Raw genomic sequence first — 16,536 nt, forward strand, 5'->3', positions numbered from 1 at the left:
CTCAACGAGCCGCCAGAGAGAAGCGAAAAGCCACGACGCCTCCCCCAGAACGCCGTGGCCACCGCCGTACTTCACCCACGCGTCACACGTGGTCGTGCTCCTCTTCGTCCTCGTCCTCGCTGGGCCCCTCGGAGGGCTCAACCCCGAGGACGGCCTCGCGCGGCTCGATCTCGTTGATGTGGTCGACAAGCTGCAGCACGTGGTCCGGCTCGATGAGCCACTGCAGCGCCGAGGCGCCCGTCTCGTCGGAGCTGACCAGCTCGGCCTGCTCGGTGCGCTCCTCGGCGGTGAGGTCGGCGTCCGGGTGCCGGATCTCGGCCAGCGCCGCCGCCTGCAAAGCGTCCACGTCAAGCACCTCGACGGTCAGCTCGACCGTGAGACGCAGGAACTTCGGTTCATCACTCATGGCGACGACTCTAGGGCAGCTTCCACTCGACAGGTGCCGCGCCTTGCTGTTCCAGCAGCTCATTGGCCCGGCTGAAGGGACGCGAGCCGAAGAAGCCGCTGCGGGCGGAGAGAGGGGAGGGGTGGGCGGACTCGATGCGGGGCACATTGCCGAGCATCGGGGCCAGGTTGCGGGCGTCGCGGCCCCAGAGGATGGCGACCATCGGCTTGTTGCGCGCCACGAGGGCGTGGATGGCCTGCTCGGTGACCTGCTCCCAGCCCTTGCCCCGGTGGGAGGCGGGCTTGCCGGGCATCACGGTGAGGACCCTGTTGAGGAGCAGGACGCCCTGCTCGGCCCACGGCGTCAGGTCGCCGTTGGCGGGGCGGGGGAGGCCGAGGTCAGTCTCCATCTCCTTGTAGATGTTGACCAGGCTGCCGGGCAGCGGCCGCACCTCGGGCGCCACCGAGAACGACAGCCCGACCGGGTGGCCGGGCGTGGGGTAGGGGTCCTGACCCACGATCAGCACCTTGACGTCGTCGAAGGGCTGGTTGAAAGCGCGCAGCACGTGCGCGCCCGCGGGCAGGTACTGCCTGCCATCGGCGATTTCCTTGCGCAGGAACTCGCCCATCAGGGAGATCTGCTCGGAGACGGGCTCAAGCGCGCGGGCCCATCCGGCTTCGACGACTTCGTTCAATGGACGACTGGCCATGGCCGCTGAGCTTATCGAACTCCTTGATCGCTGGAGACCTCATGCTTTGCTCTGGGAAAGAAGTCCAACCTGATGACAACGCTTCGTATTTGATTCGTGTCACTCTGTTGATATTGATCTATGCGCACCGCGGACAAGTGCCGGGTTTACCCGACACCCGAACAAGCTGCGACGCTGAACCGCACATTTGGCTGTGTGCGCTTCGTGTGAAATCAGACCCTGGCTTGGCGGCACGCTCGCTACCACGCCGAGCGGGTGAAGACGAGTTTCGTCCAGGCCAACGCCCACCTCACCGCGACGAAGGGCGCAGACGAAACGGCGTGGCTGAACGAGGTGGCGTCGGTGCCACTCCAGCAGGCGAACCCGACCACGGTGACCGTCTCGCGTGACCCGTGCGGACGCTGGTACGTCTCGTTCGCGGTGGCCGTGGCCGACCCCGAGCAGGCTCCTGCGGCCGGTGCCGCAGTCGGTGTGGATCTCGGGGTCAAAGACTTCGCGGTCACCTCGGACGGTGAGAAGATCGCCAACCCGCGCAGCCTGGCTGGCCGAGAACGCAACCTGGCCCGCTACCAGCGGCGCATGGCCCGCAAACAGCGCGGTTCCAGCAATCCTAAGAAGGCGAAGGTTGCTCGCGCGCAACGGAAGCGCGCCGCCACTCGGGGGAGGGCGAGAAGGCGCTTCATTGAGGATCGGCCAAGCCGCGCGAGCCGGTGTTTCGGGTGCCCGCCACGCCGACGGGCGGGCACCCGCGACTCGTTACTTCACGGAACCGGCCATCATGCCCTGGACGAAGTACCGCTGGAAGGCGAAGAACAGGACCAGCGGGATGAGCAGCGACAGGAACGCACCGGACGAGAGGATGTCCACGTTCGATCCGAACTGCCGCATCTGGGACTGCAGGGCCTTGGTCATCGGCTGGTTGTCGGTGTTGGCGAAGACCAGCGCGATGAGCATGTCGTTCCACACCCACAGGAACTGGAAGATGCCCAGCGAGGCAATGGCGGGCTTGCCCAGCGGGAACACCACCGACACGAAGATCTTCCACTCGGGCGCCCCGTCCATCCGCGCCGCCTCCAGCAGCGAGGACGGGATGCCGACGAAGAAGTTGCGCAGCAGGAAGATGGCGAACGGCAGGCCGAACGCCGTGTGGAACAGCACCACGCCCGGGATCGAGCCGAAGATCCCGATGCCTCCGTAGAAGGACGCGACGGGGATCAGCGCGATCTGGATGGGCACGATCAGCAGCCCGACCACGACGAGGAACGCCCCGTCACGCCCGGGGAACTCCATCCACGCGAACGCGTAGGCGGCCATGGCCGCGATGCCGATCACCAGGACCGTCGTCGGCACCGTGATCAGCACGGTGTTCCAGAAGGACGCGGTGAAGCCGCTGGCCAGCAGATCCTTGTAGTTCGCGAGGGTCAGCTCGGCAGGCTTGGTGAAGATCGTCCACCAGCCCTCGGAGGTGTTGACGTCCGTCGTACGCATCGAGACGACGAGCAGGCCCAGCGTCGGCACCAGCCAGAACAGGCCCAGCAGGATCATGATCACCTGGACGGCGCCGCCGCCGATCCGGTCCACGATCTTGCTCGCCACGCTCCTGCGTGGCGCGCCCGTCTCCAGCCCCGAAGGGGCGGTAGCCGTGGCTGTCGTCATGATTCGTCCCTCCTGAACCGGCGAATGTTCATGATCATGAAGGGGAGGACCAGAACGAGCAGGAAGACGGCCAGCGCGCTGCCCAGACCCTGGTTGTTCCCGCCACCGAACGCCACGCGCCACATCTCCAGCGCGACCACGTTCGCCTGGGGTTGGACCGAGGCCGGGGCAATGATGAAGACCAGGTCGAACACCTTCAGCGTATTGATGATCATCGTCACGAAGACGACGAGCAGCACCGGCGACAGCAGCGGCACGGTGATCTTGCGGAACACCTGCCACTCCGAGGCGCCGTCGATGCGGGCCGCCTCCAGCGCGTCACGCGGGATCGCCGCGAGCCCCGCCGCGATCAGCACCATGGCGAAACCGGCCCACACCCACACGAACGCGCCGATGATCGCCGGGGTGATGAGTGTCGGGCCGAGCCAGCTCAGGCCTTTGTAGGCGGCCTGGAAGTTCGACTGCGGGAGTCGTACGACGTAGGAGCCGGCGGACAGGCCCTGGAAGCGGAACGAGCCGTCGTCGGCCGTCGTGGCGGTCGCGGCAACCTTGCCGTTCTGCACCGCCTCGACGGTCATGCCCGGCAGGCCCTTCTCCGAGGCGTCCACCTCGCCGTTCTTGCCGCCGCCTCCCGGCGTGAAGTCGAACCACACGGTCCCCGAGAGGCCGTCGCCGGCCGCGGGGGCCTTGGCGGCCTGGGCGTTGCTCGGCAGGGCGTTCGGCTTGACGCCCACGATCGGGATCAGCACCGGCTGACCCGCCTGGGCGGGCTGCTTGGTGACGACCGCGCCGCCGTCGGCGGCGACCGGCGACTGGTCGCCCTCGCGCGGGCGCGCCTCCGGGTAGCCCTGCGAGGAGGAGAACGTGTCGTGCACGGTGGTGAGCACGGCGTTGGCCACGCCCTTGGCGGGGTCCTGCTCGTAGACGAAGCGGAAGATCACGCCCGCCGCCATCAGGGAGACCGCCATGGGCATGAACACGATCAGTTTGAACGCCGTCGACCACCTGATCCGCTCGGTCAGGACCGCGAAGATCAGGCCCAGCGTGGTCACCACGATCGGCGCGATGACAACCCAGATCAGGTTGTTGCGGATCGTGGTGAGCATGCCGGAGTCGGTGAAGATCGTGGCGTAGTTGCCCAGTCCCACGAATCCGGTGCCCGCCGAGTCGAACAGGCTCCGGAAGATGGAGTAGACGATCGGGTAGACCACCCAGATGCCCAGCAGCACCGCCGCCGGGAGGAGGAAGGCGATGGCGACCGCCGGCGAGGGGCCGAGGCGTCGTTGCGTACGGGGGGTTTCAGCCGGTCCGGTGGAGGGCTCGTCCGCGGTGTCCGCGGACGAGACCTGCGGGCCGTCCAACCGTTCGGTCACGGCCTTACCTCTTTACTTCTTCCAGGCCTTCTTGGCCTCGGCTTCCAGTGTGGTCTGAGTGCCCTTGATGTCGCTCGGGTTGCGCAGGAAGTCCTGCAGCGCCTTCCACTCGCCCTTGCCGTCGGTGGCGCCGAACGCGCTCGGCGCCAGGTCGGACATGTCGTAGCGGACGGCGTCGCCGGCCGAGACGATCGTCTGGCCGAGCTGCTTGGTCAGCTCGTCGGGGTAGTTGTCGGGGGAGACGTTCTTGTTGGGCGACAGGTAGCCGGGCAGCTTGGCCCAGATCTCGCCACCCTCCTTGGAGGCCAGGAACTGCAGCAGCGCCATCGCGCCGGGGGAGTCCTTCATCGCGACCGCGACGTCACCGCCCAGGACGACGGGGGCCGTGTCACCGGCCTTGGGGAACGGGAAGTACTTGGCCTCCTCGCCCACCTTGGCCTTCGACTGCGCCGCGGAGACGGCCACGAAGTCGGCCTCGATCACCATGGCGGCCTTCTTGTCGCCGTAGACCTTGGTCACGCAGCCGGGGAAGTCGGTCTGCAGGGCGCCGGCGTTGCCGTCGACCACGAACTCCTTCTTGCCCGCGATCTGCGCGATCTTCTCCAGCGCGGTGGTCACGGTCGGGTCCGTCCACGGGATCTCGTGCTTGGAGAGCTTGTCGTAGTTCTCCGGCCCGGCGGTGGACAGGTAGACGTTCTCGAAGAGGTCGGTCAGCGTCCAGCCGGAGGCGCCGCAGAACGAGAACGGCGCGGTGCCGGAGTCGGCGATGGTCTGAGCGTTCTTGACCAGCTCGTCCCAGGTGGTGGCCGGCTGCACGCCCGCGTCGTCGTACGCCTGCGCCCGGTACCAGACCAGCGACTTGTGCGCCGCCTTGATGAGCACGCCGTACACCTTGCCGCTGGCGGAGCCGAGCTCCTTCCAGTACGGGGTGTAGTTGGTGTCCACCTCCTTGACGACGTCGTCGGTCAGCGGGATGAGCGCGCTCTGGTCGGCGTACTGCTGCACCAGGCCCGGCTGCGGCAGGATCGCGACGTCCGGCGGGTTCTTGCCCTGGATGCGCGGGCCGAGGTAGGCGCCGGTGTCCTCACCGGTGGAGGCGTACGTGACCTTCGCGCCGGTCTTCTCGGTGAAGGCCTTGAGAACCTGCTCGAAGTTCTTCTGCTCGTCGCCGGTCCACTTGGCGGCGACCTCGAGCTTCACGCCCTGCAGCGGCTTGGCGCCGGCGGCGGGGGCCGACGCGGAGCCGGAAGCGTCGGTGGACGGCGAGGTGGTCGTCGGGGCGTTGCCGCAGGCGGCGACGGCTACCGCGAGCCCGGCCAGGATTGCTGCTGCTCTGGCGTTTCGCATGGCTGCCTCACTGTGTTCTGATGATCTCTTCGATTTCGGACTTCATGGAGACCGCGGCGTCGTCCGCGGACTCGGTGGAGGGGTTGCCGAGCGCCTTGGCGACCGAACTGGCGATCACCAGGCTCAGCTGGTTGTAGTTGGCGCTCACCGGCCGTGCCTTGGCGGCGAGGATGCTCTCCTTGAGCACGGGCAGGTAGGGGAAGCGCTTGATCAGGGCGGGGTCGTCGTAGAGCTCGGTCCACACGGGTGGGAAGGAGCCCTCGGTGAGGACGCGGCGCTCGTTCTCCAGGCTGGTGAAGTAGCGGATGAACTCCTGCGCCGTGTGCTGATGCTTGGAGTACGCGCTGATGGCGAGGTTGGCGCCGCCCAGCGTGCTGGACCCGGGACCGTTGAGCCCCGGCAGCCGGGTCACCCCCAGCTTGTCGCCCAGTTTCGCCCTGGCCGGGCCGTAGCCGTGTGGCCAGTTGCGAGCGAAGGCGAGCCGGCCCTCCTGGAAGGCCAGGCGCGTCTCCTCCTCCTTGTAGCTCAGTGACTCCTTGGGGATCCAGCCCTCGCGCAGGCCCTGGAGCAGGAAGTCGAGTGCGATGCGCGTCTTGGCCGGATCGAGGGTCACCTCCGTGCCGTCCTTGCTGACGATCTGCCCGCCGGCGGACTGCAGGGCCTCGGAGAAGTTGACGGTGAGCCCTTCATACGCCAGGAACTGCCCGGCATAGCCTCCAATATCGTTCTTTTTCATTATTTGTCGGGATTGGTCGCGAAGCTCGGCCCACGTCCGTGGCGGCTTCTTGACCAGGTCGGTCCGGTAGTAGAGCAACCCTGCGTTGCTCGTGTACGGGACGGCCCAGAGCTTGTTCTTGTAGACCGCCGTTTCCACGACGGGCGGCAGGAACCTGTCGAGCGGGAACAACCCGCGCTCCAGGGGGATGATCCAGCCGTTCTCCGCGAACTCGGCAGTCCACACCACGTCGAGCCCCAGTACGTCGTACCGGCTGCTCTTGGCCTGGAGGTTGGCCACCATCTGAGCGCGCTGCTCGTCGGCGGCCTCAGGCAGCTCCAGCAGCGTCACCTTCTCGGCCGGGTGGGCCTGGTTCCAGCGGTCCAGCAAGGGTTGCAGGTACGCCGTGGTGTCGCGACCGGTGGCGAACGTGATGGGGCCTGTGCCGCCCGTGCCCGTTTCGCCGCCGCCCTCATTGCTCGCGGGCGCGCAGCCGGCCGCCGCCAGGAGGACGACCAGGGAGAGCGTGAGCGAGCGCACTCTGTTTCCTCCACGTTCAGAGTGATTTACATACGTGTTAGGTAGATGCATTCATGTTATGCACACATGTAATCTGTAGGTCAACGGCTTGATACGTAACGCGTTCGTAACACGGCGGGGAGGTGGGGCGGTGCGGCTTCACCTGCTGGCGCTCCTGGCTAAGGAGCCGGCCCATGGGTACGAGCTCAAACAGGCGCTGGAGCAGACGTTCGGCAGCGCCTATCCGTCCCCCAACATCGGCCAGATCTACGTCACGCTCGGCAGGCTGGAGAAGGACGGCCTCGTCCGGGCGGTGGACGTGGAGCAGTCCAACCGGCCCAACAAGAAGGTCTACTACCTCACCGCCAAGGGCCGGGACGTGCTCACCCTCTGGGTGGACGAGCCCACCGAGGGCCCCAGGGTGCGCGACGAGTTCTTCATGAAGCTCGTGCTGGCCCCACTCACCGGCATCGCCGACCGGATGGCGCTGATCAGTCGTCAGCGCCGCCACTACCTGTCGCTCATGGGCGATCTCAACGACCTCCTGGCCCGCACTGCGCCGACCGACCGGGTGGCCATCCTCCTCATCGAGGGCGCCATGCTCCACCTGCAGGCGGACCTTGACTGGCTGGAGCGTTGCCAGGAGGATCTGGCATGAGCGCGGTTGTGAAAACGGTCAATCTGGTCAAAATCTACCAGGATGGCGCAGTGCCCGTGCCTGCCGTACGCGGCGTGGACCTGCAGGTCGAGCCGGGTGAGTTCGTCGCGATCATGGGTCCGTCCGGCTCCGGGAAGTCCACGCTCGTCCACATGCTGGGCGGGCTCGACACCAGGACGAGCGGTGAGATCTGGCTCGACGGCAAGCGCGTCGACACGCTCTCGGAGAGCGCCTGGGCGCTGCTGCGGCGCAAGAAGGTCGGGTTCGTCTTCCAGTTCTTCAACCTCGTCGCCAACATGACCGTGGGCGACAACGTCGAGCTGCCCGCGCTGCTGGCCGGGGCCTCGCCCAAGGTGGCCCGCGAGCGCAGGGAGAGCCTGCTCGGCGCGCTCAACCTCACCGACCGCGCCGACGCCTCGCCCGCCCAGCTCTCCGGAGGCGAGCAGCAGCGGGTCGCGCTGGCCAGGGCGCTGGCCAACCAGCCCAGCGTGCTGCTGGCCGACGAGCCCACCGGCAACCTCGACAGCCGCAACACCCGCGACGTGCTCCGCCTGCTCAGCGACGTCCACAAGGAGGGCCAGACGATCGTGATGGTCACCCACGACGCGCGCGTGGCGAGCCTGGCCGACCGGCTGGTGTCGCTGTTCGACGGGGAGATCGTGGACGACGGCCGCATCGCGCGCCGCCGCACGCGCACGGCCGGCGAGGTGATCGATCTCCGATGAGTGCCTCTTTGGCGGGGAGCCGGTGGATCAAGGCCGACCTGCGGGCCCGGAAGGGCCAGGCGCTGCTGACGGTGCTGACCGTGGCCGGGATCGTGGCCGCGCTGATCACCGCGGCGACCCTGCTCGAGGAGGGCACCAACCCGTGGCGCAGCCTGTTCGCCCAGACCGACGGCGCCCACGTCTGGCTCTACACCGACGACAGCCCCCAGGCTGACCTGAGCGGCATCGACGGCGTGACGCAGATCGCGGGCCCGTACCGCTCGGCGCCCGTGACCGTGGCGCAGGAGGGCAAGAAGGAGCCCGCGGCGCTGCGCGCGATGCCCGCCACGCCGCCGCAGGTGGCGCACCCGCTGGTGGCCGAGGGCAGGTGGCTGGATCCCTCCCAGCCCGACGGCGTGGTCGTCGAGCGCTCGTTCGCGACCTCGCTGCGGCTCAGGATCGGCGCGCCCTTCACGATCATCGCGCTCAGCGGCAAGCGCCACACCCTGTACGTACGCGGCATCGCCGACTCCGCCGAGCAGGGCTTCTACCCCCAGTGGACGCCCGGCCTGGCCTACGTCCTGCCCGTCATGCTCGACCGCATCGAGCCCATGCTGGGCCGCAGCGAGTGGGTGACCGGGCTGCGCCTGGCCGACCCCGACGCCACGCAGGTCGTCTCGCAGCGCGTGGTCGTCATGCTGGAGGACAAGCTCCAGCGGGTCTACACCTGGCGCGAGGTCAGGGCCGCCATGGAGCTGGACAACCGGCTGCTGGGCACGCTGCTGGCGCTGTTCGGCGTGGTCGGGCTGGTGGCCGCCGCGCTCGCCCTGGCCAACGCGGCCGGCGGCCGGGTGCTGGCCCAGCTCCGCGACCTGGCCACGCTCAAGTCGATGGGCTTCACCAGGGGTCAGCTCGCGCTGCTGCTCCTGGCCGAGCACGGCGCGCTGGGCCTGCTCGGCGTCGCGATCGGCGCCGTGGTGGGCTGGGGCGTGATGGCGGCGATGCTCGGCGCGACGTCCGTGGCGCCGATCCCCGTGCTGGCCATCGTCGCGGGCACGGCCCTGGTGGTGCTGGCCGCCGTGGGACTGCCCGCGTGGCGCGGCGGCCGCACGCCGCCGATCCCCGACGCGCCCGCCCTGCCGCCGCGCGGCCGCCTGTCCAGGCTGGCCCGGCTGGCCCTCCTCGTACGCCTCCCGCCCGCCCTCGTCCTCGGCACCAGGGACGCCTTCACCAGGCGCGTGCCGGCGTTCCTGACGGCGTTCGGGCTCGCCGTGCCGATGATGATGGTCACGATCGGGCTCGGCGTCTGGGCGACCCTCGACAACTTCGCCGACCACCCCGAGCAGGTCGGCCAGCACGCGAGCCTGTACGTCAGGCCGGGCAAGGCGGAGCCGGCCGAGGCCGAGCGCGTCGCCAAGCTGGACGAGGGTGTGGAGACGGTCTATCCGGGCACCGACGTGGACGCCCTGGCGCCCGGCATGGCCCGCTCGGTCCGCGTGCGGGCCATCGGCAGCTCGACGGAGCCGTACCCGTTCCCGGTGGTCGAGGGACGCATGTACGGCCGGCAGGGGGAGGCGGTGGCCGGGCAGGGCCTGCTCGACCTGCTCGGCATCAAGATCGGCGACCGGGTGCGGCTGACCGTGGGCGGCACGCCGCTGATCGTCAGGATCGTCGGCAGGACCGTCGAGCCCGACCTCGACGGCGAGGTGATCTCCGTGGGGCTCGACAGCCTGGCGGCCAAGGACTCGGTGCCGCCGGAGTACTACGCGCTCGCCCTCAAGAAGGGCGCGGACCCCGCCGAGGTGCGCGGGCGGCTGCTGTCGGAGTCGGCCGAGAGCCTCGACGTGCAGGCCGCGGTCAACCCGGCGGACCGGCTGTCGATCATCCGGGTGGTGATCGTGGCGCTGATCGCCGTGCTGATGCTGATCGGCCTGGCCAACCTGCTCACCGCCAGCGCGCTCGGGCTGCGCGACCACGCGTTCGACCTGGCCGTGCTCAAGGCCATGGGCCTGACGCCGCGCCAGGTCATGGCCACGCTGGTGACGGGCACCGGGCTGCTGGTCGTGCTCGGCGTCGGCGTGGGCGCCGCGGCGGGCATGTCCGTGGTGACCGGGCTGATCGACCTGCAGGGCCACACGAGCGGCGTCGGCGCGGGCATCGGGCGCGCGCCCTCCGCCCTGACACTGGCCGTCGCCGTCGTGGGAGCCGTGGGCACGGCCCTCGCGGTGGCGCTCATTCCCGCCCGCCGCGCGGCCCGTGCCCAGGTGCCCGTCACGTCGCGCTGAGAGCGGCCTTCTCCTTCTTCTTCAGCGCGAACCAGTAGAAGCCGTGCCCCGGCAGCGTCAGCAGGTACGGCAGCTCGCCGACCGGCGGGAACTCCACCCCGCCCCGCGCCTCGACCGGGACCATCCCCTCGAACCTGCGCAGGTCCAGCTCGACCGGCTGCGGGAACTTCGACAGGTTGTTCACGCAGAGCATGATGTCGTCGCGGTCCTCGCGGACGAAGGTGAGCACGGAGGGGTTCGAGGACCACATTTCCGTGTACGCCCCCACGCCGAACACCGGGTGGTTGCGCCGGATCTCCAGCATCTTGCGGGTGAAGTGGAGCAGCGAGCCCTCATGGCGCTGCTGGGCCTCCACGTTGACCGCCTGGTAGCCGTAGATCGGGTCCATGACCGCGGGCAGGTAGAGCCGTCCGGGGTCGGCGGAGGAGAACCCGGCGTTGCGGTCGGGGCTCCACTGCATCGGCGTGCGGACCGAGTCGCGGTCCTCCAGCCAGATGTTGTCGCCCATGCCGATCTCGTCGCCGTAGTACATGACCGGCGAACCCGGCAGGCTCAGCAGCAGGGCCGTGAACAGCTCGATCCGGTCCCTGTCGTTCTCGAGCAGCGGGGCCAGACGCCGGCGGATGCCCAGGTAGGCCCGCATACGCGGGTCCTTGGCATACTCCTTGTGCATGTAGTCGCGCTCTTCCTCGCTCACCGTCTCGAGCGTGAGCTCGTCGTGGTTGCGAAGGAAGATGCCCCACTGCGCCTTGTCGGGCAGCTTGGGCGTGCGCGACATGATCTCGGAGATCGGCTCGCGGGTCTCCTTCTTGACCGCCATGTAGATGCGCGGCATGAGCGGGAAGTGGAAGGCCATGTGGCACTCGTCACCCCCGGTGGTGGGGTCGCCGAAGTATTCGACCACGTCCTCGGGCCAGCCGTTGGCCTCGGCCAGCAGCACCCGGTCGGGGTAGAGGCGGTCCACCTCGGCCCTGACCTTCTTCAGGTACGCGTGCGTCTCCGGCAGTCCCGAGCACGCGGTGCCCTCACGCTCGAACAGGTACGGCACCGCGTCCAGCCGGAAACCGTCGATGCCCAGGTCCAGCCAGAACCGCAGCACCTCCAGCATGGCCTCCTGCACCGCCGGGTTGTCATAGTTCAGGTCCGGCTGGTGGTGGAAGAAACGGTGCCAGTAGTACTGCTTGCGCACCGGGTCGTAGGTCCAGTTGGACTCCTCGGCGCCGATGAAGATGATCGGGGCGTCGGGATAGGCGCCAGGATGGTCCGACCACACGTAGAAGTCGCCGAACGGACCCTCGGGGTCGTGCCGGGACGCCTGGAACCAGGGGTGGCGATCGCTGGTGTGGTTCATCACGAGGTCGGTGATGATCCGCAGGCCACGTTCGTGAGCCTTCTCGATCAGCTGCACGAAGTCACCCAGGTCCCCGAAGTCCGGGAGGATCTTCATGTAGTCCGAGATGTCATATCCGCCGTCGCGCAGGGGCGACTCGTACAGCGGCAGCAACCACAGGCAGTCCACGCCGAGCCACTCGAGGTAGCCCAGCTTCTCGATGAGACCGCGAAGGTCGCCGGTGCCGTCGCCGTTGGAGTCCTTGAACCCCCGGACGAGAATCTCGTAGAACACCGCCCGCTTGTACCAGGCAGGATCCTCCGAGACGAACGCCTCGGAGATCGGCTCCGGCAATGGGGATGCGTTGATCATAATGTCGCTCACAGGAAGAGATGTGGGCAGGACGAAGTCACCGGTTGCCCCGGCGTTACTATCTGGTGACCGCGCCGCGTGGAGTCGTCATCCCTGCGAACTCCACTGCCCTAGAACGAGACCGGATTTGTGATCTGGTGCCCGTTTGTGCGGCGCTTACGGGCCGAACACTACCAGCCCGTTGGCTTTCCGGAACCCGCTTCTGCTGTGCAAGGGTTAATACCCGTGAGATCCGTACGTAATCGCCCTGTTACCGAGAGTTCACTAAAAAGGTGGCGCGAGGTCCGAGAGGTCGTTCTCGAAGTCGCTCAGCCACAGCCCGAAGAGCACCAACCCCCGCACCCAGAAACGATCGTTCCAGCCGTTGAACCTGGTCAGAGCGTCGGGACCGCCTGAGACCACCTCGTGCAGCTCGTCCGACAGCAGTCCCGGCACTGTCCTCACCACAGTCTCCAGCATGCGGTGCGAATAATTTCGGGCGGGGGCGGCCGTCGAACGCAGCGGCACTCTTCGGAGCGGCTGCTTGACCACATTCGTCGAGGGGAGTGCGGCCACCCGTGGATTGGCCGCGTGGAGCACTTCGCGGTAGAAACGGCCCTTGTCCTTGCGGGCCACGCCGACCGACAACGCGGCGTCGAAGAAGCGCGGGTCGATGAACGGCGCCGCGAACGACGCCTCGGGCCCCACCAGGTTCACCGCGGAGCGCGCGATGCCGCGCACGGTCCTGGTGTGCAGCACCGACAGCGGCAGTTCGGCGCGGTGCCCGTGGAGCATGGAGGTGGCGGCCAGGAACTGCTCGCGCACGGTCTCCTCCATCCACTGGGCGGCGGCCTTGGACAGGAACGGCTGCGAGGGCGCCCCCAGCGACAGCGAGCCGAGCACGGCTGCCGAGCGCTCGGCCTGCGTCGTGGCCTCCAGCGCGGCCCCGCTGACCATGAAGTTCTTCAGCAGCGGCCCGCCGGCCAGGCCGTCGACCAGGATCCGGCCCGCCTTGTGCACCTCCTTGGCGAAGGGCGCGTACCAGGCGTGGTGCGGCGTCAGGTATTCGAGCCTGCGGGCCACCTCCACGACGTCGTCCGGGTAGTCGGCGGCGTCCTGGGTGATCACCCGGTGGGGGATGCCCAGCTCCCTGGTGATCGACCGGGCGAACGCGATGTCGGTGTCGGTGCCGTCGTCCGGGCTGGTCGTCCAGGACTCGACGTCCATCCCGCGGGCCTTGGCCACGCCGGCCAGCAGCCGCGAGTCGTAGCCGCCGCTGACCGGCACGAGCAGCTTGCGGCCGTCGTAGTCCTGGTAGACCTCGTCCAGCAGCTCGACGATCTCGCGCGGGCTGATCCACCGCTCGTACGGCTCAGAACGCAGCCAGCGCGGCAGCCTGCGCTCGGTCGCGAGCCTGCCGTGCCGCCACACCAGGGCGCTGGAGCCGGGCAGCCGCTTGACGCCCGCGTACGGCGTCGCCTCGCCCAGCGGGAACGTCACCTGCAGGATCGACGCCCACGCCGACCAGTCGATCTCGACCGGCACCAGGCTGAGCAGCGGCTGGATCTGCGACGAGAAGTAGACCGCGTCGCCGAGGCGGACGTAGTAGACGTCCACGAGGCCCAGGGCGCCCGTGTGGAGCGTGACACGGTCGCTGTCGCCGATCAGCCCGGGGGTCTCGAACGTCTCCGCGACCGTCATCCAGTCGTCGTCCCCGGAGGGCTTGCGCTCGCCCCAGGAGAACGCGTACGCCTGCCCCAGGCGGTGGTAGGGCGGCAGCGGCGCCGAGCTGAACAGCGCCGCGTCGGCAGACTGGAGCGCGGGCAGGAGTCTCGGGCCCGCCGCGGTCAGTTTGCCGAGTACGGCGGGGTCGATCCGGCCGAGAGCGCCGCAGACGTAGGGCCGCACGTTGAACTGCACCGGATCTCATCCCTTCGAGACGCTTCAGGCAAAAAGAGTATCCTTTGCCGGGCTGAGGGAGCGGAGGTCCATTTGTCTACTGAGCTTGAAAGCACACGCCGGGCGTTGCGGGATGCCGTCGCGCAGGCCGAGCGCGCCGCCGAGCTGGCCAGGCTGCTGGACGCCGCCGAGGCCAAGCTGGCCGCCGCCGAGCAGAGCGCCGCGGAGGCCAGGTCGCTGGCCGAGCGGCTGAGCGAGGCCGAGGATCGGCTGGAGGTCGAGCAGGCGGCCGCCGACAAGCTGCGCAGGGAGCTGGCCGAGCAGCGCTTCCAGGCCGAGGTGGCCAACTGGAAGCTGTCCTCGATCAAGGTCGCCCGCTGGAACCGCCTCGGCGACGCGATCAAGAGCGGCAAGAGCAACCCGGTCCGGCTGGCCAAGGGGCTCAGGGGCGCGGCCAAGCCCGTCAAGCGGCCCATCGCGCCCAAGCGCAAGCCCCCCACGGCCGCCAAGGCCAAGGACGAGCGCCCCGGGGCCGCGTTCCAGGCCACCACTACGACCAGGACGCTCGGGGGCGCCTCCTTCAAGCTCAAGCCCTTCCGGGTGCCGACGGGACCCAACACCAGGCCGCACCTGACGGCCGCGGTCATCGCCGACCCGCACGCCGAGGCGCTGCTGCGGTACGAGTGGCGGCAGACGACCGGCTTCACGCCGCGCGACTTCGCCAGGGTGCTCCCGCTGGAGGTGCCGCACCTGCTGGTGGTCGAGTCCGTCGAGCAGGGGCCGTGGGCCGAGGAGATCACCGGCGAGCCGGGCGAAGGGCTCAAGGCGCTGCTGGCCTGGTGTTCCGAGCGCGGCATCCGCACGGTCTTCTGGCACACGCGGGGCGACGTGGCCGCGTACGCGGCGGCGGCCGAGCTGTTCGAGCACCGGTTCACGACCGATCTCACGGTGGCCTGGCCGCGGTTGCAGTTCGGGGTGCAGCCGCGGGTGCACAATCCGCTGCCGCTCTCCGGCGGGCGCATCGACCGGCTCCTCACGCTGGATCAGCTCCTGCCCGGGCACCTGACGTACCCCGACGTGCTGACCTCCTACCGCTGGCCGGCCGCGGTGGACTGCCCGCCGGGCACGCCCCAGTGGCGGCTGGCCGAGCTCGCCGCCTGCGGCACGCCCATCGGCACCGAGGCCGACACGCGGCGGGCGCACGTGGCGCTGCGGCGGGCGTACCAGATGGGCACGATGACCGAGCGGGTCGACGAGCTCCTCGACGCGATCGGCCTGCCCAGCGCCCGCGCCACGCTCAACACCTCGGTGCTGCTGCCGATCATGGACCCGTACCTGATGGAGCACGCGCTGGCGCAGGTCGCCAAGCAGTCGGGGGTCGACCAGCTCATCGTCATCGGGCCGCCGGAGTCCGAGCTGCGGGCCCGCGACGTGCTGCCGGACGTGGAGGTCGTCTACCGCCGCCCGCACCCGGCGATGACCGAGGGTGCGATGCTCGACGCCGGCATCGACCTGTGCGAGGCCGACCTGGTGGCGGTCATGGACCCGCGCGACGTCTACGGCCCGCACTACCTGTCGGACCTGCGGCGGGCCTTCCTCTTCAGCACCGCCGACATCGTCGGCAAGGCGGCCTTCTACGCCCACCTCCGCAAGCCGCAGGCCACGCTGCTCAAGCAGCCCGAGGCCGAGTACGCCTACCTCCCCGAGATCGCCGGGGCGACCCTCCTGGCCCGCCGCAACACCCTGCGTGAGATCGGCTTCGCCGACCTCACGGACGGGTGGGACGAGGTGCTCATGCGGCAGTGCCGGACGGACGGGATCAAGGTGTTCTCGGCCGACCGGTTCGGCTACGTGCGGGTACGCGACGAGGACCGCTGGCTGCTCGGGGCGGCCCACCTGGTCGAGTACGGCTCCGCCGAGCCGCACGCGCTCATCTGAGCCCCCGGGCTAGGGTTCGGCCATGAAGTCCCCAGAACTGGCCAAGGTGCTGGCCGAGGTGCTGGGGGAGCCGCCGGTGCCCGAGGGGACGTGGGAGCGGGAGGCCGTCTACGTCTCCGCCGCGGCGCTGCGCCGGAAGGTCCCCGCCGAGTCGCTCGCCGGGCGGGTGCGGGAGCTGGACGGGGTGTCCCTGGTGGAGGTCCGGCGGGACGGGTTCCTGCGGATCGTGGTCGGCGAGCCGGGTGAGCTGGTGGCGGGCGTCGAGCCGCTCGACATCCCGGAGCCCCCGTGGCCGGACTTCCCGCGAACCTGGGACAACCCCGGGTTCGTGGTGCGGTACGGGCACGCCAGGGCCCGCGCGGTGCTCAGGTGGGCGCGGGAGCTGGGGGTGCCGTCGGAGGGGTTCAGGGGGGAGCTGCTCGACGGCCCGTACGACCGGCGGGTGCTGCGGGTGCTGGCCGAGCTGCCCGGGCGGAAGGTGAGCAGGGAGCCGGGGTGGGAGACGTACCTCGTGCGGCTGGCTCTGGCCTATCACGACGCGCACGAGCACGCGCCCGCCGTCCCGGTCGGCGACGAGGCGCCGGGGCCGGTGCACACGGCGCGGGTGCGGCTGGCCGAGGCTGTGACGGGTGTGCTTCCTGGGCCGGAACGGATGTAGCGGGTCGCA

General features: G+C 69.3%; 14 protein-coding genes and 1 pseudogene. 7 read left to right on the forward strand and 8 right to left on the reverse strand.

Going from position 1 to position 16,536, the window contains the following annotated elements; all coding sequences use genetic code 11:
* Positions 1-82 precede the first annotated feature (82 nt).
* Together AB0L65_RS14410 and AB0L65_RS14415 are read right to left on the reverse strand one after the other, a co-directional pair.
* Positions 83-406 (reverse strand): hypothetical protein, encoded by a 324-nt coding sequence (locus tag AB0L65_RS14410; protein WP_350729967.1) that lies wholly within the window; start codon positions 404-406, stop codon positions 83-85.
* A gap of 10 nt (positions 407-416) precedes the next feature.
* Positions 417-1,094: a uracil-DNA glycosylase gene (locus tag AB0L65_RS14415; RefSeq protein ID WP_364244684.1), complete on the reverse strand. Its 678-nt coding sequence runs from the start codon at positions 1,092-1,094 to the stop codon at positions 417-419.
* Positions 1,095-1,214: 120 nt separating this feature from the next.
* Here AB0L65_RS14415 and AB0L65_RS14420 point away from each other — a divergent pair, with 120 nt between their 5' ends.
* Together AB0L65_RS14420 and AB0L65_RS14425 are read left to right on the forward strand one after the other, a co-directional pair.
* Complete coding sequence (locus tag AB0L65_RS14420) at positions 1,215-1,304, forward strand: helix-turn-helix domain-containing protein (RefSeq protein WP_364244687.1); 90 nt, start codon at positions 1,215-1,217, stop codon at positions 1,302-1,304.
* A 210-nt stretch (positions 1,305-1,514) separates the two neighbouring features.
* Positions 1,515-1,742: pseudogene (locus tag AB0L65_RS14425) on the forward strand (transposase); the annotation flags it as partial.
* Positions 1,743-1,850: 108 nt separating this feature from the next.
* Here the strand turns inward: AB0L65_RS14425 and AB0L65_RS14430 are convergent.
* The 4 genes from AB0L65_RS14430 to AB0L65_RS14445 are packed head-to-tail and all read right to left on the reverse strand — an operon-like array spanning position 1,851 to position 6,725.
* A complete protein-coding gene (locus tag AB0L65_RS14430) occupies positions 1,851-2,750 on the reverse strand; it encodes a carbohydrate ABC transporter permease (RefSeq protein WP_364244690.1) in 900 nt (299 codons plus the stop codon).
* Positions 2,747-4,123, reverse strand: coding sequence for an ABC transporter permease subunit (locus AB0L65_RS14435; RefSeq protein ID WP_364244693.1), 1,377 nt, complete (start codon positions 4,121-4,123; stop codon positions 2,747-2,749). The genes AB0L65_RS14430 and AB0L65_RS14435 overlap by 4 nt, the downstream gene beginning before the upstream one ends.
* A 12-nt stretch (positions 4,124-4,135) precedes the next feature.
* The gene (locus tag AB0L65_RS14440; RefSeq protein ID WP_350729974.1) at positions 4,136-5,470 is read right to left on the reverse strand and encodes an ABC transporter substrate-binding protein; all 1,335 of its coding nucleotides are present in this window, start codon (positions 5,468-5,470) and stop codon (positions 4,136-4,138) included.
* A gap of 7 nt (positions 5,471-5,477) precedes the next feature.
* Positions 5,478-6,725: an ABC transporter substrate-binding protein gene (locus AB0L65_RS14445; RefSeq protein WP_355191377.1), complete on the reverse strand. Its 1,248-nt coding sequence runs from the start codon at positions 6,723-6,725 to the stop codon at positions 5,478-5,480.
* A gap of 130 nt (positions 6,726-6,855) precedes the next feature.
* Between AB0L65_RS14445 and AB0L65_RS14450 the strand changes: the two genes are divergently transcribed.
* Genes AB0L65_RS14450 through AB0L65_RS14460 form a run of 3 tightly spaced genes read left to right on the forward strand, consistent with a single transcriptional unit; the run spans position 6,856 to position 10,351 of the window.
* Complete coding sequence (locus tag AB0L65_RS14450; RefSeq protein WP_350729978.1) at positions 6,856-7,362, forward strand: PadR family transcriptional regulator; 507 nt, start codon at positions 6,856-6,858, stop codon at positions 7,360-7,362.
* Positions 7,359-8,087, forward strand: coding sequence for an ABC transporter ATP-binding protein (locus tag AB0L65_RS14455; protein WP_350729980.1), 729 nt, complete (start codon positions 7,359-7,361; stop codon positions 8,085-8,087). Before AB0L65_RS14450 ends, AB0L65_RS14455 begins: the two co-directional genes overlap by 4 nt.
* Positions 8,084-10,351 carry an FtsX-like permease family protein gene (locus AB0L65_RS14460; protein ID WP_364244697.1) on the forward strand — a complete coding sequence of 756 codons (2,268 nt, stop codon included), beginning with the start codon at positions 8,084-8,086 and terminating at the stop codon, positions 10,349-10,351. The genes AB0L65_RS14455 and AB0L65_RS14460 overlap by 4 nt, the downstream gene beginning before the upstream one ends.
* On the opposite strand, the gene treS is transcribed toward AB0L65_RS14460, so the two are convergent.
* Together treS and AB0L65_RS14470 are read right to left on the reverse strand one after the other, a co-directional pair.
* A complete protein-coding gene (treS, locus tag AB0L65_RS14465) occupies positions 10,338-12,053 on the reverse strand; it encodes a maltose alpha-D-glucosyltransferase (RefSeq protein ID WP_364244700.1) in 1,716 nt (571 codons plus the stop codon). The genes AB0L65_RS14460 and treS overlap by 14 nt on opposite strands.
* A gap of 264 nt (positions 12,054-12,317) precedes the next feature.
* Positions 12,318-13,952, reverse strand: a complete 1,635-nt coding sequence (locus AB0L65_RS14470; RefSeq protein WP_364244703.1) for an asparagine synthetase B family protein — start codon at positions 13,950-13,952, stop codon at positions 12,318-12,320.
* 105 nt (positions 13,953-14,057) lie between these two features.
* On the opposite strand from AB0L65_RS14470, the gene AB0L65_RS14475 reads away from it, so the two are divergent.
* A complete protein-coding gene (locus tag AB0L65_RS14475; RefSeq protein ID WP_364244706.1) occupies positions 14,058-15,869 on the forward strand; it encodes a hypothetical protein in 1,812 nt (603 codons plus the stop codon).
* A 22-nt stretch (positions 15,870-15,891) separates the two neighbouring features.
* Positions 15,892-16,527, forward strand: a complete 636-nt coding sequence (locus AB0L65_RS14480; protein ID WP_364244709.1) for an anticodon-binding protein — start codon at positions 15,892-15,894, stop codon at positions 16,525-16,527.
* Positions 16,528-16,536: the final 9 nt, after the last annotated feature.

This window comes from Nonomuraea sp. NPDC052116 (genome assembly GCF_040680035.1).
Taxonomy (GTDB): Bacteria; Actinomycetota; Actinomycetes; order Streptosporangiales; family Streptosporangiaceae; genus Nonomuraea; species Nonomuraea angiospora_A.

Coding starts and splice junctions, on each gene's coding strand:
- AB0L65_RS14440 (WP_350729974.1), bottom strand. CDS start 5,470: ATGCGAAACGCCAGAGCAGCAGCAATCCTGGCCGGGCTCGCGGTAGCC.
- AB0L65_RS14480 (WP_364244709.1), top strand. CDS start 15,892: ATGAAGTCCCCAGAACTGGCCAAGGTGCTGGCCGAGGTGCTGGGGGAG.
- AB0L65_RS14430 (WP_364244690.1), bottom strand. CDS start 2,750: ATGACGACAGCCACGGCTACCGCCCCTTCGGGGCTGGAGACGGGCGCG.
- AB0L65_RS14460 (WP_364244697.1), top strand. CDS start 8,084: ATGAGTGCCTCTTTGGCGGGGAGCCGGTGGATCAAGGCCGACCTGCGG.
- AB0L65_RS14420 (WP_364244687.1), top strand. CDS start 1,215: ATGCGCACCGCGGACAAGTGCCGGGTTTACCCGACACCCGAACAAGCT.
- treS (WP_364244700.1), bottom strand. CDS start 12,053: ATGATCAACGCATCCCCATTGCCGGAGCCGATCTCCGAGGCGTTCGTC.
- AB0L65_RS14410 (WP_350729967.1), bottom strand. CDS start 406: ATGAGTGATGAACCGAAGTTCCTGCGTCTCACGGTCGAGCTGACCGTC.
- AB0L65_RS14455 (WP_350729980.1), top strand. CDS start 7,359: ATGAGCGCGGTTGTGAAAACGGTCAATCTGGTCAAAATCTACCAGGAT.
- AB0L65_RS14415 (WP_364244684.1), bottom strand. CDS start 1,094: ATGGCCAGTCGTCCATTGAACGAAGTCGTCGAAGCCGGATGGGCCCGC.